Genomic DNA, 14996 nt, shown 5'->3' with positions numbered 1-14996 from the left:
TCGGGGGCATCCTGCACCAATCGGGTTCGATAGCGAGTTCCTTATTCTTCCTGCTTCCGGCCCGCCACCAAAATGGTGTATGCGATTTGCCCCTGCTTGTGCTAGGGTAGTGTTTTGCCAAGCGGCGGCCACAGCTTCTGCTTCTGGCCACGAGAAATACATTGAATGTAGGGATGGGTATTTCATCATGACCACTGAACATCTGCAAAAAGTTACCGACCAGCTTGCCAAGCTCCACGGCCACGCCTACTTCAGGGTGGAAGAAGGGGCACTCAAGGAGTGTCTCACCGGGCTCATCCTCGACGCTGTCGAAGGCGACCTCGCCGAACAACTGGCCGGCGGCTCTTTCGACCTCGAAGTGAGCGTCGGCGTCCAGGAAGGGGAAAACGAGCCCGCCGTCGACTTCCGCGTCGATCGCCCCGGCGTAGTCTACCGCTCCGACGCAACCATCTCGCGTCTCAGCGTCCCGGCGCTGGAGGATCTGGGTCGCTACCTGGAACACCTGGCGCTGTCCCAGACGGCCCCGGCGGCCGAGGAAAAGGGGACCGGCAGCAACGTCGTGCGCAAAAAGCAGGATCACGATCACCACGAGCAGGAGGCTGCCGCGGCCCGGCTCAAGGTCACCCCGCAGTGGCTGAAGAGCGTGGTCCCCTGCACCGATTACAGCTACGACGAGATCGACGGCAAGAAATACATCAGGGAGTACTACTGGTCCCGCGAGCTGATCGAACGGCTTTTCAAGATCAAGTCCAGCAAGACCACGCCCGAGGACCTGCAGTATGTCGCCCAGGAATGCTGTGACGGCGATGCCGACTGGGCGCGCGACCTGATCGCCCGGCTCAAGTCGCCCAACCGCCCCGAGCAACAGCAAAAGGATCAGTCACAAAAGAACCAGCCGCAGAAGGAAAAGGAAAAGGGGGCCGTTCAGCAGCAGGCAAAGCCCGCGGCAGGCGATCGTCCCCGCAGCCGTTCGCGGCACAGGAAGTCCTTCAGGCACGGCAAGGACGGCGCGCGCAAACCCGAGGGGACGGCCGAGGCGAAGAAGCCCTCCTGAGGCGCCGCATCTCAGGCGCTCCCCGCCCGCCGATTGCGCTCATAAATGAAAAGGTCTCCCTCGCTGCACGAGGGGGACCTTTTTTTTTGCGGTAGCTTCGGGCCCGGGACTGCGGCCCCTTATTTGGCGCCGTAGGGGCGTTAGGACGCTTTTTGCTCGCGCAGGTAGCGCGCGAAGGCTGTGTCCACCCTCTTTATATGCTGAATCAGCCAGTCGGCGAGGGTCCGGTTGGTCTGGATCACCAGCGGGAGGGTCGCCCCCTCGTCGCGGAAGGAGCGGGTCAGCTTGTCCACGTTGGCCATGAAGCTTACGTGTTGCGATTTATGCGCGGGGTAGTCCGGGTAGTCGCTGCGCTTTTGCAGTTCCTCTTCGGCGGTGAAATGCTCTTTCACGTAGTCCTCCAGAAAGAGCAACAGCTTGAGGACTTCCTCGTTGCCTTTACCCTCGTTGCAGGCGGTCAGCAGGCGGTCGAACCTCCTGAAGATCTCCTTGTGCTGCTCGTCGATTTCGGTCACGCCGATGGCCAGGTCGCTGGTCCACTCGATGTTCATGTCTCGCTCCTTTTTCGTTTGGGTGCTGTCGTGATGGCGGGCGCTCGGCCCTTTTGCTGCGGGAGCGTCACTGCTCGCTTTCCCCAGGGGCGAGAGGGTCCACCCCCGGCAGTTCTATTTCGAAGCAGGTTCCCATCCCCGGGGTGCTCGACACCCTGATGTCCCCGCCGTGGTCCTTGACGATGCCGTAGGATACCGAGAGGCCGAGGCCGGTCCCGGTGTCCTTGGTGGTGAAGAAGGGGGTGAAGATCTTCTCCAGGTGCTCGGGAGAGATCCCCTTGCCGGTGTCGCGGACCTCCACGATGCAGCCGTTGCCGGGGCCTTGCCGGCGGGTGGTGAGCCTTAGGGTCCCGCCGTCGGGAAGCATGGCCTGCACCGCGTTCAGGATGATGTTGCTGAACACCTGCCTCAGCTGGTCGGTGTCCCCGGTGACCGGCCCCAGGTTCAGGTCGTACTCCCATTTCACCGAGACCGCGTCCATGGGGACCTGGTGCCGGATCTGGGCCACGATGTCGTCCAGCACCTCGTGCACCATGAACTGCCGCTGGTTCAGCGACTTCTGGCGTGCGAAGGTCAAAAGGTTCCCCACGATCTTCGCCATGCGCTCGGTCTGCTGGCTGATGATCTCGACCTCTTCCCGGTTGGGGTGCTCGTTGGGGAGGCACATCTCCAGGACTTCGGTGTTGCCGCGGATGATGGCCAGCGGCGTGTTGATCTCGTGCGCGACGCCTGCGGCCACGATCCCCAGGTCCGCGAGCTTCTCGGCGCGCGCCAGGTCCGCCTGGGTCTGGGCCAAGAGCTTGGTCTTGTCCGAGAGCTGCGCGGTGCGCTCCTCGATCTTAAGCTCCAGGGCCCGGTGCAAAAGCCCTATCTCCGCCTCCTGGCGTCCCAGGGCGCGGGTCATCAGGTTGAAGGCCTCGGCCAGGTCGCCCACCTCGTCGGTGGACTGCACCTCGATCTGCAGGTCGCGCTCGCCGCGGGCCACCCGGTGGGCCAACTTCTCGAGCTCCTTGATCGGGCGCGCCAGCAGCGTCCCGATGAAGCCGGAAACGGCGATGCCGATCAGCGAGGTGACGAAGAGCACCAGGTAGAGGATGGAGTTGACGCTCTTTTGCATGTGGGTGTACGGCTTTTCCAGCATCCCCACGTAGAGCGAGCCGATCGCCTTCCCCTGGAGGTCGATGATCGGTTCGTAGGCGGTGAAGTACCAGTCGTTGACCACGAAGGCGCGGCCGATCCATTTTTTCTTGTCGAGGATGACCTGCTTGTAGACCTGCTCCGAAACCCTGGTGCCGATGGCACGGGCGCCATCGGTGGTACGCACGTTGGTCGCGATGCGGGCGTCGCCCAGGAAGATGGTGGCGCTCCCCACGTCGGTCCCCTTGAACTGGACCCCCTCGTAGACGATCTCCTTGATCTTGTCGACCAGGGCGTTGTTGTTGTTGAGGAGTATCCCGCCGTAGAGCGCGCCGATCACGGTGCCCGAGTTGTTCTTGAGCGGGAAGGCGGACACCATCATCATCCCGGAGCGTTCGGTCTTGTCTGCGCGCGGGCGGGCGTGCGGCGTGGAGATGAGAGGGATGGTGGCGCGGTTGGTGAGGGTGATCCCTTCCTTGCCGAGCTCCTCCGGTGTAAGCACCGTGGTCCCGGTGATGGCGATTCCCTTCAACGCCTGCTCAACGAAATAGGAGGACTGCCGGTCGCCTTTAAGCTCGGGGCTGTGGGCGCGGAAGAGGACCTTGCCCGAGGCGTCGACCGCGGTGAGGATGTCGAGGTGCTTGTTCTCCATCCGGCTGCGCAAAAGCGACCTGATGTTGCGCTCGCCGGCCACGATGGAGTTGGAGTTGTAGGGGTTGGTGGCGGTGAGATCCATCAGTTCGCGGATCCGCTCCAGCTCGTTGCGGTACACCTCGCGCGCCGAGTTGAGGTCGGTGCGCACCTTTTCCTGGGCCTGCCCCGCGATCTTGTCGTTGATGATGTAGAGGCCGGCCAGGGAGCAGATGAAGAAGGCGACGAAGAGGGGGGCGACGGAGCCGACGGTGAGCTTGGCCCGGATCGGGAAACGCCTGAGCATCAGCGCACTCCCTCGTCTTCCAGTCCGTATTCCTCGATCTTGCGGTCCAGGGTGCGCCTGGCGATTTCCAGGATCTTGGCGGCGCGGCTTTTGTTGTTGCCGGATGCCTTGAGGACGTGCAGGATGTGCTCGCGCTCCACGGTTTCCAGCGAGACCAGGCGCTTGCCACCTTCCTGCTTGGTTTCCGGGGGCGGCGGGGTGCGCCAGACCGGCAGGGTCTCGGCGGTGATGGTGCTGCCGCGGGTCAGGATGGCGGCGCGCTCGATGGCGTTCTCCAGCTCGCGGATGTTGCCGGGCCAGTTGTACGATTTCAGAAGCTGCATCGCCTCGCGGGTGAAGTCGGTGATCTCCCGCTTCATGCGCGCCGCGTACTTGGCCAGGAAGTGCCGCGCCAGGAGCTCGATGTCCTCTCCCCGGTCCCTCAAGGGGGGGAGGTGGAGCGAGATCACGTTCAGCCGGAAGAAGAGGTCCTCGCGGAAGCGCTTCTGGCGCACCTCCTCCTCGAGGTCCTTGTTGGTCGCCGCCAGGAAGCGGATATCGACACTCTTGGCCTTGGTGTCACCCACCGGGATGAAGTCTCCCTCCTGCAGCACGCGCAAGAGTTTCGCCTGGATGGCCTGGCTCATGTCCCCCACCTCGTCCAGGAACAGGGTGCCGTGGTTCGCCGCCTCCAAAAGCCCCTTCTGCGCGGTGATGGCCCCGGTGAAGGCGCCCTTTACATGGCCGAAGAGCTGGCTTTCCAGCAGGGTGTCGGAGAGGGCGGCGCAGTTGATGGTGAGAAAGCGCTCCTTGGCCCTGGGGCTGTTGTTGTGGATCAGGCTGGCGACCAGCTCCTTGCCGGTGCCCGATTCACCAAGGATCACCACGTTGGACTCGCTTTGGGCCACCAGCATGGCCATGTCGTGCACCCGCCTGAAAGTCTCGGAGGTGAAGATGAGCGGGGTGGACGCGGACGGGATGCCCAGCTCGTCCTTGAGGGCGATGTTTTCCTTGAGCAGTTCCTTGCGCTCCAGGACCTTTTCCAGGATCCCGAAGATCTTCTCCTTGGGGAAGGGTTTAGTGACGTAGTCGTAGGCACCAAGCTTCATCGCCTCGATGGCGGAGTTGATGGAGGCGTAGGCGGTCATCATCACCACCGGGACGTCCAGCTTCATCCGCTTTACGCGTTGAAGTATTTCAAGCCCGTCCAGGTCGGGCATCTTGACGTCGAGCAGCATGAGGTCGCCGTCGTCGAGGCCCCGGTTTTCCAGGCAGCTCATCAGGGATGTGCCGGAACTGAACACTTCCAGCTCCAGCCCCTTGGCCGATAGAATCTTGCTCAGGTACCTGAGGATCTCGACCTCGTCGTCGCAAATGATCACCTTGCCGTTATACATGTCTTGTCACCTGTTGCCTCTGCGGGGTGCCTGCGCGTTTCCTGCAGGTTTCCTCGTAATCCCGTGTGAAACCGGGAAACGGTGTCTGTAAACACCGGTTCAATATCTTTCGCCGGGGGCTTTGTTGTCAAGGGAAAATAGCCCTTTTGCCGAGCCGTGCAGGCTCGCTCAGCGTCGTCTGGTAGAACAGCGGGAGTCACTGGATCAGTGATGACGGCTGCTGTTTAGATACAAGGGCATTGCTGTCTCAATCTAAAAACGGGCCCCAAAGCCATTGATCATACCACTTTATCCTTTCAATAACCATATCCCGGGGTGATTGTGCTATTCTCTGACCGCCAATAATGACCTGCATCTTGAAAAAAAACAGCAACAGGGAGCCGCCATGATTTTTTTTGCTATCCTATTAAAGGCCGTACTTTGGGTGATCGTGTTTCGCTCTGCGGTCAGGTGTGACGCCAGGGCGATGCTGTTGCGCTGCAGTTGCATCGCCGTCGCACTCACGGTCATCGATATATTCAGCGTTGCGGCCAATCTGCGCTTTTCAGCGTTTGTGCTCACGCTGGCTCTTTAACTGCTCATGTCGTTCACCCTCATTCCCTGCGCCTGGAAGCTCAGGAACACCCTGGCAACCCTGCTTCTGGGAGTGGCGGGGACGCTGGGCGCCCTGGCGGGGGTGAACTTCACCATGGATCTGCTGCGCGGCCTGGTGCCGTTTCTAAACCGTTAGCCGACGCCTGCCTACCGCTTCGGCGGCCCTGTCATCTTCCTGGCCGCCGCAGCATGAACCGGAGGGTTTCCCATGCGCCTTGTCACCTGTCTGCTCCTCTCTCTCTTGGCCTTGCCCGCCGCGGGCTGGTCCGCCTCCGACGTCCGCCTCTCCAAGGGGCAGACCGTCTACGTGCCGGTTTACTCGAACGTCTTCAGCGGGCCGCGCAGCCTTCCGTTCCAGCTGGCCACCACCCTCAGCATCAGGAACACGGACATGGATTCCTGGCTTCGCATCACCTCCATCGACTACTACGACACCAGCGGAAAACTGCTTCGCCATTACCAGGACAAGCCGCTATCACTGGCGCCCCTGGCGAGCACCTATGTCCACATCGAGGAGAAGGATGTGGCGGGGGGCTTCGGCGCCAATTTCATAGTGAAGTGGCAGGCCGACCATACCATAAACACCCCCATCATCGAATGCGTCATGATCGGCGCCACCTCCGGGCAGGGAATCTCCTTCGTCAGCCCCGGTCAGGCCATCCGCCCCGGCATCAGGTGAGCAGGCGCGCCCTGGAGACAAAGCCGTGATCCGGGCGACGCAGGACCATGCCCCCTGGCACACCCTCGACACGGCCGAGCTGTACGCCCGGCTGGTATCCTCCCCGGCAGGACTCGATTCACCCCAGGCCGCCGACAGGCTCTCGCGTTACGGTGCCAACGAACTGGAAGCGGTGCGGCCGATCTCCCCCTGGTCCGTCCTGTTCCGGCAGTTCAAAAACGTCCTCATCGTGATCCTGCTGTTGGCTGCTTTGCTCTCCGCTTTCCTGGGGCATGCCCTGGAGGCGGCGGCCATCTCCGTCATCGTGCTGTTCGCTGCCCTGCTCGGCTTCGCGCAGGAATACCGAGCGGAACGCTCCCTGGAGTCCCTGCGCCGGATGGCGGCGCCCGAGGCCAGGATAGTGCGGGACGGTGCGGAGGTCACCGTGGCGGCACGCGAACTGGTGCCGGGGGACCTGCTCCTTTTGCGGGCCGGGGACCGGGTGGCGGCCGACGTCAGGCTGACCCAGGCCTACGGGCTGCAACTCGAAGAGGCGACGCTGACCGGCGAATCGCTTCCGGTCGACAAGAGCGCGGCGCTCCTGGCAGATGCCCAGGCCCCGCTGTCGGAGCGGCGCAACATGGCCTACGCCGGGACCGTGGTGAGCTACGGCCGCGGGGCCGGGGTTGTGGTTGCCACCGGCATGGAAACCGAGTTCGGCGGCATCGCCCGGATGATCTCCGGCATCGAAGGGGGGAGAACCCCGCTGCAGGAGAACCTGGACCGGGTGGGGAGCCTTTTGGCGCGCTGTGCCCTGGTCGGGGTGGCGGTCATCGTGGCGGGCGGGTTGCTGCGCGGCGAGCCGTTCGTGGGGATGCTTCTCTTCGGGATTGCCCTGGGAGTTGCGGCGGTCCCCGAGGCGCTTCCCGCCGTGGTCACCATCTCGCTCGCCCTGGGTGTGCAGCGCATGGTGAAGCGCCACGCACTGATGCGGCGCCTTGCCGCAGTAGAGACCCTGGGGAGCACCACGGTGATCTGTTCCGACAAGACCGGGACGCTCACCAAAGACGAGATGACCGTGCGCAGATGCTACTGCGCCGGCGCCTGGTACGAGGTTTCCGGTGCCGGGTACGCCCCCGAGGGGGAGTTCTCGCGGGAGGGGCGTGTGGTGGCGCCTCCCCCCTTGCTTCTCGAACTGCTGCGTGTCGGCCTGCTGGCCTGCGACGCCAGGGTGATACCTGGGGAGAGCGCGGGGAGCTGGACCGCCCAGGGAGACCCGACCGAGGCCGCCCTGGTGGTCGCCGCGGCCAAGGCGGGGCTGGAGCGGGAAGAACTCGCGGCCCGCTACCCCCGCCTGGACGAGATCCCCTTCAGCTCGGAGCGCAAGTGCATGACCACGCTGCATCGGGAAGAGTCCGGTCTGGTTGCCTGCGCCAAGGGGGCGCCGGAGGTGATCCTGTCCGCCTGCACCGCCCAGCTTGCCGATTCAGGGGAGCCCCCGCTCGATGACGCCGCGCGGTCGCGCATCGCCGAGGCCGCGCGCGGCATGGCCGAGGGAGCCTTGCGCGTACTCGCCGTCGCGCGCAAACAGGGAACCGACCGCGCCGGGGCGGAGAGCGGCATGACTTTTCTCGGCCTGGTCGGGATGATCGATCCCCCCCGTCCCGAGGCCCGCGACGCCATCGGCACCTGCCGGGAGGCGGGGATCCGGCCGGTCATGATCACGGGGGATCATCCGGTCACCGCAGTAGCGGTGGCGCGGGAACTGGGGCTTTTGGAGCATGGGCGGGTCGTCACCGGGGCCGAGCTGGAGGCGATGGATGACGCGACCCTCGAGCGGGAGGTCGAGTCGATCGGGGTCTACGCGCGGGTCTCGCCTGCGCACAAACTCCGGGTGGTCGCGGCCCTGCAGAAGCGAGGCGAGGTGGTGGCCATGACCGGCGACGGGGTCAACGATGCGCCGGCGCTCAAAAAAGCGGATATCGGCGTCGCCATGGGAATCACCGGCACCGCGGTCAGCAAGGAGGCTGCCGCCATGATCCTCACCGACGACAACTTCGCCTCGATCGTGGCCGCGGTGGAAGAGGGGCGTGCCATCTTCGACAACATCAAGAAGTACCTGATGTACCTGTTGTCCTCGAACATCGGCGAGATCGGCCTCATGGCCGGAGCCATGCTCATGGGGCTGCCGCTTCCGCTGAGCGCGGTGCAGATCCTGTACGTGAACCTCGCCACCGACGGCCTCCCCGCCCTGGCGCTCGCGGTAGACCCCGCCGAGCCCGATCTCATGCGCCGCCCCCCAAGGGACGCCTCGCGCGGCATCTTCAACCGCTCCGTGGTGACGCTGATCCTGGCCGGCGGCGCCTGGTCCACGCTGGTGAACCTTGCGCTCTTCGCCTGGGCCCGCGCCTCGGGGTGCTCCGATGCGGAGGCGATGACCATGACCTTCGTGTCGCTGGTACTGATCCAGTTTTTCAAGGCCTACAACTTCCGCTCGGACCGCGACTCCGTATTCAGGCGCCCCTTCGCCAACAGGTGGCTGAACCTGGCGGTATCGTGGGAGATCTGCCTGCTGCTGGCCGTGGTCTACCTGCCGGTACTGCACCGCCCCTTCGGCACCTTCTCCTTGACACCGCTCGACTGGGGAGTCATCATCCTCGCTTCCGGATCGGTCGTCCCCGTCCTGGAGCTGACCAAGTGGCTCTTGCGGCGCCGAGACTCTGCATTTATATAAGGTGAGGTTTCATGGATTTTCACGCTCTACGCGACATCGTGGTGCTCTTCGGTCTGGCCCTGTTCACCGTGGTGGTGCTGCGCAGGTTCAAGTTCCCCTCCATCATCGGCTTTCTGATCACCGGCCTTCTGGCCGGCCCCTACGCCCTGGGGTTCATAAGGGACAGCCACCAGGTCGAGCAGATGGCCGAGTACGGCGTGGTGCTCCTGTTGTTCACCATCGGCATCGAGTTTTCCTTGAAGGAACTGATGCGCATCCGCCACATGGTGCTCCTGGGGGGCGGTCTGCAGCTCGTCCTCACCATCGCAGCGGTCGCCGCCCTGGGTACCGTTGGAGGGTTCCCGCTCTCGCAGGCGGTCTTCTTCGGGTTCCTGGTGGCGCTCTCCTCCACCGCCATCCTGATGAAGCTTATGATGGACGCGGGCGAGATGGACACGCCCCAGGGTAAGGCCGCCCTCGGCATACTCATCTTCCAGGACCTCTGCATCGTCCCCCTGATGCTTTTCACCCCGTTTCTCGCCGGTGGGGGACAGGGGCTCGTCGAGATCGCCATCGTCTCCGCCAAGGCGGGGGCGGTCATCGTCGGCGCCCATTACGGCGCCCGCTTCGTAGTCCCCTGGCTCTTCGAGCAGGTGGTGAAGACCCGGAGCCGCGAGCTCTTCGTCCTCTCCATCATCTTCATCGGCATGGGGACCGCGTGGCTTACGGCGCAGGTCGGGCTCTCGCTCGCCCTGGGCGCCTTCATCGCCGGGCTCGCCATCTCTGAATCCGAGTACAGCCACCAGGCGCTCAGCGACATCATGCCCTTTCGCGAGGCCTTCATGAGCCTCTTTTTCATCTCGGTCGGGATGCTGTTGAAGCCTGCCATCCTGTTCAAGTTCCCGCTCCTTTTGCTCGGCCTGGTGCTTTCCATCATCCTGGTCAAGGCGCTGCTCACCTCCGCGGTCGGCCTCGTTCTCGGCCTCCCCATGCGCATCGCCCTCATCGCCGGGCTCTCGCTGGCCCAGATCGGAGAATTCTCGTTCGTCCTCTCGCGCAGCGGCTTGAAGTACGGGCTGCTCACCCCGGAGACCTACCAGCTTTTCCTGGCCGCCTCGATCGCCACCATGGCGCTCACCCCCCTGTGCATGAAGCTGGCGGGGCCGGTGGCCGACTTCATGACCGCCACGCTGCCGCACTCCTGGACCCGCGGCCGGAGCAGCCTTGCCCAAAACGGCGAGAAGGTCGGCTACCAGGACCACGTCATCATCGTCGGTTACGGTGTGAACGGCAAGAACCTGGCCCGCATCCTGAAGAGCCTGGAGATCCCGCGCGTCATCGTCGAGACAAACCCATTCACGGTGCGCAGCCTGAGAAGGGAAGGGGAGGAGATCATCTTCGGCGACGCGTCGAAGCCCGAGATCCTGGAGCACGCTGGGATACGCGACGCCCGCATCGTGGTGGTGGCCATATCGGATGCAGCAGCCAGTCGCCGCATCGCGGCGCAGGCCAGGAAGATGCACCCCTCGATCCACGTGATCGTGCGCACCCGCTATCTCCTGGAGATGGAGCCCCTGTTCCGGCTGGGTGTGAACGAGGTGATCCCGGAGGAGTTCGAGACCTCCGTGGAGATCCTGTTCCGCGTGCTGAAGCGGTTCCTGATCCCCCAGGACGTGATCGAAGAGTGCATCGCTGACGTCAGGCGCGACGGCTACGAGATGCTGCGCAGCGTGAGCAAGCGCCACAGCCATGCCGTCGGCATCGCCGGTTTTCTCTCCGGCGCCGAGATCGGCAGCTTCCGGGTGCGCAAAAACGCCCCCATAGAGGGGGAGAGCCTCAGGGGAGGGATGTTGCGCTCTCGTTCCGGAGCCACCGTGGTGGCCATCAAGCGGGGGGACGAGATCATCGCCAATCCAGACCCGGTCTGGGAATTCAAGGACGGGGACACCGCGCTCCTTCTGGCTACTCCGGAGCAGATGCGCGCCGCGGCCAAGCTCTTCGAACCGGCTTAAGCCCGCGCCAGCCGGAGGTGTATGTAGGGGCGAGTGATCATTCGCCCTTCACTCCCCGTCGCCCGCTTTCCCTGCTTCAGTAACCTCATCTGTACGCCGAAAGGTGTAGAATGTACCGGTTGCCTCCGGGCACCGGTCACTTTTTCAGCAAAAGGAGTTCTCGCTTATGCACGACAAGGAAAAGAATATCCTTTGCCCTAAAGACATCTGCGAGCTGGAGGCGCTCCCCATGGACGCCGACGGCCTGGTCAAGGATTTCGTACACCACTACTTCCACCACCTGGGGCGGGACAAGTTCTGCCGCAACATCCGCTACCGTTACCAGGCCATCGCCTACACCGTCCGGGAGCGCCTGATCGAGCGCTGGAACAACACCCGTTACGCCTACATCAACGCCGACACGAAGACCGGCTATTACCTTTCGCTCGAATTCCTCATGGGACGCGCCTTGGGCAACGCCGTACTCAACCTCGGTCTCGACGAACCCGCGGCAGAGGCGATGCAGCAACTGGGGCTGCAGCTGGAGGAACTCGCCGAGCAGGAGATCGACGCCGGGCTCGGCAACGGCGGCCTGGGGCGCCTGGCCGCCTGCTTCCTGGACAGCTGTGCCACCTTGCAGCTCCCGGTGATGGGGTACGGCATCCGCTACGAATACGGCATGTTCCGCCAGCGCATCGAGGACGGCCGCCAGGTCGAGGAGCCCGACCATTGGCTGCGCGACGGCAACCCCTGGGAGATGGAGCGTCCCGAATACACCCAGCGGGTTCGCTTCGGCGGGCGCTGCGAGACCAGGCGCAGCGACGACGGCACGGTGAGCTACTGCTGGCTCGACACCCACGAAGTGCTCGCCGTTCCCTACGACCTCCCGATCCCGGGGTACCGAAACGGTACCGTGAACACGCTGAGGCTCTGGAAGGCCGCCGCCACGGACGTCTTCGACCTCGAGGAGTTCAACGCCGGGAGCTACACCGAATCAGTCGCCATGAAGAACGAGGCGGAAAATATCACCATGGTGCTCTACCCAAACGACGCCAGCGAGAACGGCAAGGCGCTCCGGCTCAGGCAGCAGTACTTCCTGGCCTCCGCGAGCCTGCAGGACGTCATTGAACGCTGGATCTCGCGCCAGGGGAAGGTCTTCGACCACTTCGCCGAGCGCAACAGCTTCCAGCTGAACGATACCCACCCAAGCTGCGCCGTCCCCGAGCTGATGCGCCTGCTCATGGACGAGCAGGGACTCTCCTGGGACGAGGCCTGGCGCATAACCACCCGTACCATGGCCTACACCAACCATACCCTGCTCCCCGAAGCCCTGGAGAAATGGTCGGTGCCGCTTTTCAGGCAACTTTTGCCGCGCCTTCTGGAGATCATCCTGGAAATCAACGCCCGCTTCCTGGCCGAGGTGGCTAGCCGCTGGCCCGGCGACGGCGAGCGCCTGCGCAACATGTCCATCATCGAGGAGGGTGAGGTGCAGCAGGTGCGTATGGCCTATCTCGCCATCGTCGGTAGCTTTTCGGTGAACGGTGTGGCCGCCCTGCACTCCGAGCTCCTCGTGCAGGGGCTCTTCCGCGATTTCTACGAGCTTTGGCCGGAGAAGTTCAACAATAAGACCAACGGCGTCACGCCGCGCCGCTGGCTCGCCCGCTGCAACCCCGGGCTCACCAGGCTCCTCGCCTCCAGGATCGGAGACGGCTTCGTGGCCGACCTCTCCCTGATCTCCGAAGCGGTGCGCTACGCCGAGGACCCGGAGTTCCGCAGGGAGTGGCACGCGGTGAAAAGGTCAAACAAGGAGCGTCTAGCGGTCCTGGTGCAGGAGCAGTGCGGTGTCACCTTCAACCCCGACAGCCTCTTCGACGTCCAGGTTAAAAGGATCCACGAGTACAAGCGCCAGCTCCTGAACGTGTTGCACGTGATCCACCTCTACGACCGGATCAAGCGCGGCGACACCGAGGGGTGGACCGACCGCTGCGTGTTGATCGGCGGCAAGGCCGCTCCCGGCTACTACATGGCCAAGCTGATCATCAAGCTGATCAACAACGTGGCCCGCGTGGTGAACGACGACCCGGTGGTGGGGGGGCGGCTCAAGGTGGCCTTCCTCCCCAACTACCGCGTCACCGCCATGGAGGTGATCTGCCCCGGCACCGACCTCTCCGAGCAGATCTCCACCGCAGGCAAGGAGGCATCCGGCACCGGAAACATGAAGTTCATGATGAACGGCGCCATCACCATCGGCACCCTGGACGGCGCCAACATCGAGATCCGCGAGGAAGTCGGCGATGAAAACTTCTTCGTCTTCGGCCTTACCGCCGAGGAGGTGGAACGGGAGCGCCGCAGCTACAACCCCGCCGGCATCGTGGCCGCCGACCCGGAGTTGGAGCGGGTCATGCAGCTTCTGGCCAGCGGGCACTTCAACATGTTCGAGAAGGGGATCTTCGATCCCATCGTAAAAGCGATCATGAGCCCGCAGGACCCATGGATGGTTGCCGCCGATTTCCGCAGCTTCGTCAGGGCGCAGAGAAAGGCCGCCGAGGCCTACCTGGACCGGGAGGCGTGGACCAGGATGAGCATCGTCAACAGCGCGAGAAGCGGCAAGTTCTCCACCGATCGAACCATATCCCAGTACAACGAGGAGATCTGGCACCTCCGTCCGGTGAGCCCCACCCCCCGGTGAACCCTCCTGAAGGGGAGCGCCTTCCCGGATGTCAACTTCTTCTCAAGATTCATGAAGGGGTGCCGATACGTCACACAGGTCCCGGAGGCAGGCTGCCGCAGCGTTCAGGACGGACACCCGTGCGGCAGGGCCTGAATCGCATCAGAGTCCATTGACACATCAAGGAACCCCGGAGGAAATAAATGTCTACCGCCAATTTGCCGATCAAAAAGGGTGAGTCGAGCAGCGAACTGATTCAGCTGGTGAGCTTCAACCTAGGCGCAGAAGAGTACGCCGTCGAGGTGCTGAAGGTGCGCGAGATCATCAGGATGACCCCCATCACCCACATCCCGAACACCCCGCCCAGCGTAGAGGGGATCATAAACCTGCGCGGCAAGGTGATACCGATCATCTCACTCAGGAACCGGTTCGGCATGTGCAGCACCGATGACGACCAGCACACCCGGATCATGGTCATGGACATCGACGGCAAGCTCATGGGCTTCATCGTCGACGGCGTCTCCGAGGTGATCAGGATTTCCAGCGGCGAGATCCAGCCCCCCCCAAGCATCGCCGCCGGTGGCGTGGACCAGGACTTCATCTGCGGTGTCATCAAACACGGCGAGCAGTTGCTGCTCATGCTCCAGCTCGACCGCATGTTCACCAGCGCAGAGCAGGACGCTTTCTCCAGTTTCGGTTGATTGCGCCCAGCGGATACTTCGCCTGGAAGGGGAGGGGACGTAAGTCTTCCTCCCCTTTTTTGATCTCATTTGGGGTGTGCAAAGCCGGCCTCAGATGGTACAGTGGCCGCTTCGCTTAGACAGGAGCGGAAACTTTTTGAAATTTCAGGAGGGGTAACCAGATGCCATTCGTCAACATCAAGATCACCAGGGACGGAGCCACTGCGGAGCAGAAGGCCACGCTGATCAAGGGGGTGACCCAGCTGTTGGTGGACACGCTCGGAAAGAATCCAGCAACAACGGTGGTGGTCATCGAGGAGGTGGACACGGACAACTGGGGCATTGGCGGAGAGTCGATCACCGCGCGCAGGAAAGCGGGGAAATAAAACCTGAAATGTGTAAAACTGTAAAGGAAAGCGACAGAAGTTTCCTTGAAAAGTGTCGATAAGTTTAACAGCGGCCGGTGGCTTTCCCGACAGGACGGTGCACTCCCTTTTAAGGGGCGCGTCGCCCCTTTGTTTCCGGCCTGTTCCGGGGAGTGCGGCCGTCGGACGGAAAAGACGTTGATGGCACTGTCTATGCTAAAGTCTGGGTAAGTCGGCGGCGGTTCCATTTATTGACGTGTTGAAGAACACAG

The 14996-nt window shown here is 63.2% G+C and carries 11 protein-coding genes and 1 pseudogene; 9 read left to right on the top strand and 3 right to left on the bottom strand.

Annotation, left to right across the window (positions count from 1 at the left end; translation table 11 throughout):
- Window positions 1-187: 187 nt before the first annotated feature.
- Window positions 188-1054, top strand: a complete 867-nt coding sequence (locus tag KOM00_RS10445; RefSeq protein ID WP_216498862.1) for a hypothetical protein — start codon at window positions 188-190, stop codon at window positions 1052-1054.
- A 140-nt stretch (window positions 1055-1194) separates the two neighbouring features.
- Here the strand turns inward: KOM00_RS10445 and KOM00_RS10440 are convergent, their stop codons facing one another.
- The 3 genes from KOM00_RS10440 to KOM00_RS10430 all read right to left on the bottom strand — a co-directional run bounded on the left by KOM00_RS10440 (window position 1195) and on the right by KOM00_RS10430 (window position 5055).
- Entirely contained in the window at window positions 1195-1605 is a 411-nt protein-coding gene (locus tag KOM00_RS10440) for a bacteriohemerythrin (protein WP_216498861.1), read from the bottom strand.
- Between the two features lie 67 nt (window positions 1606-1672).
- Window positions 1673-3679, bottom strand: a complete 2007-nt coding sequence (locus KOM00_RS10435; protein ID WP_216498860.1) for a cache domain-containing protein — start codon at window positions 3677-3679, stop codon at window positions 1673-1675.
- A complete protein-coding gene (locus KOM00_RS10430) occupies window positions 3679-5055 on the bottom strand; it encodes a sigma-54-dependent transcriptional regulator (protein ID WP_216498859.1) in 1377 nt (458 codons plus the stop codon). The genes KOM00_RS10435 and KOM00_RS10430 overlap by 1 nt, the downstream gene beginning before the upstream one ends.
- A 319-nt stretch (window positions 5056-5374) precedes the next feature.
- Here KOM00_RS10430 and KOM00_RS10425 point away from each other — a divergent pair, with 319 nt between their 5' ends.
- From KOM00_RS10425 to KOM00_RS10390, 8 genes and pseudogenes are all read left to right on the top strand, one after another.
- Complete coding sequence (locus KOM00_RS10425; RefSeq protein ID WP_216498858.1) at window positions 5375-5629, top strand: hypothetical protein; 255 nt, start codon at window positions 5375-5377, stop codon at window positions 5627-5629.
- A 6-nt stretch (window positions 5630-5635) separates the two neighbouring features.
- A complete protein-coding gene (locus KOM00_RS10420; protein WP_216498857.1) occupies window positions 5636-5785 on the top strand; it encodes a hypothetical protein in 150 nt (49 codons plus the stop codon).
- Window positions 5786-5857: 72 nt separating this feature from the next.
- Window positions 5858-6328, top strand: a complete 471-nt coding sequence (locus tag KOM00_RS10415) for a DUF3124 domain-containing protein (protein ID WP_216498856.1) — start codon at window positions 5858-5860, stop codon at window positions 6326-6328.
- Window positions 6329-6353: 25 nt separating this feature from the next.
- Window positions 6354-9041 (top strand): cation-translocating P-type ATPase, encoded by a 2688-nt coding sequence (locus KOM00_RS10410; RefSeq protein WP_216498855.1) that lies wholly within the window; start codon window positions 6354-6356, stop codon window positions 9039-9041.
- Window positions 9042-9052: 11 nt separating this feature from the next.
- The gene (locus KOM00_RS10405; protein ID WP_216498854.1) at window positions 9053-11032 is read left to right on the top strand and encodes a monovalent cation:proton antiporter family protein; all 1980 of its coding nucleotides are present in this window, start codon (window positions 9053-9055) and stop codon (window positions 11030-11032) included.
- A 166-nt stretch (window positions 11033-11198) separates the two neighbouring features.
- Window positions 11199-13700 (top strand): glycogen/starch/alpha-glucan phosphorylase, encoded by a 2502-nt coding sequence (locus KOM00_RS10400; protein ID WP_216498853.1) that lies wholly within the window; start codon window positions 11199-11201, stop codon window positions 13698-13700.
- Between the two features lie 182 nt (window positions 13701-13882).
- Entirely contained in the window at window positions 13883-14380 is a 498-nt protein-coding gene (locus KOM00_RS10395) for a chemotaxis protein CheW (RefSeq protein ID WP_216498852.1), read from the top strand.
- A gap of 158 nt (window positions 14381-14538) precedes the next feature.
- A pseudogene (locus tag KOM00_RS10390) lies at window positions 14539-14745 on the top strand (2-hydroxymuconate tautomerase family protein); the annotation flags it as partial.
- Between the last annotated feature and the right edge of the window lie 251 nt (window positions 14746-14996).

Source organism: Geomonas diazotrophica (genome assembly GCF_018919385.1).
Lineage (GTDB): Bacteria > Desulfobacterota > Desulfuromonadia > Geobacterales > Geobacteraceae > Geomonas > Geomonas diazotrophica.
The sequence above is the reverse complement of the archived record's forward strand: the minus strand, read 5'-3'. Positions and strand labels throughout refer to the sequence as shown.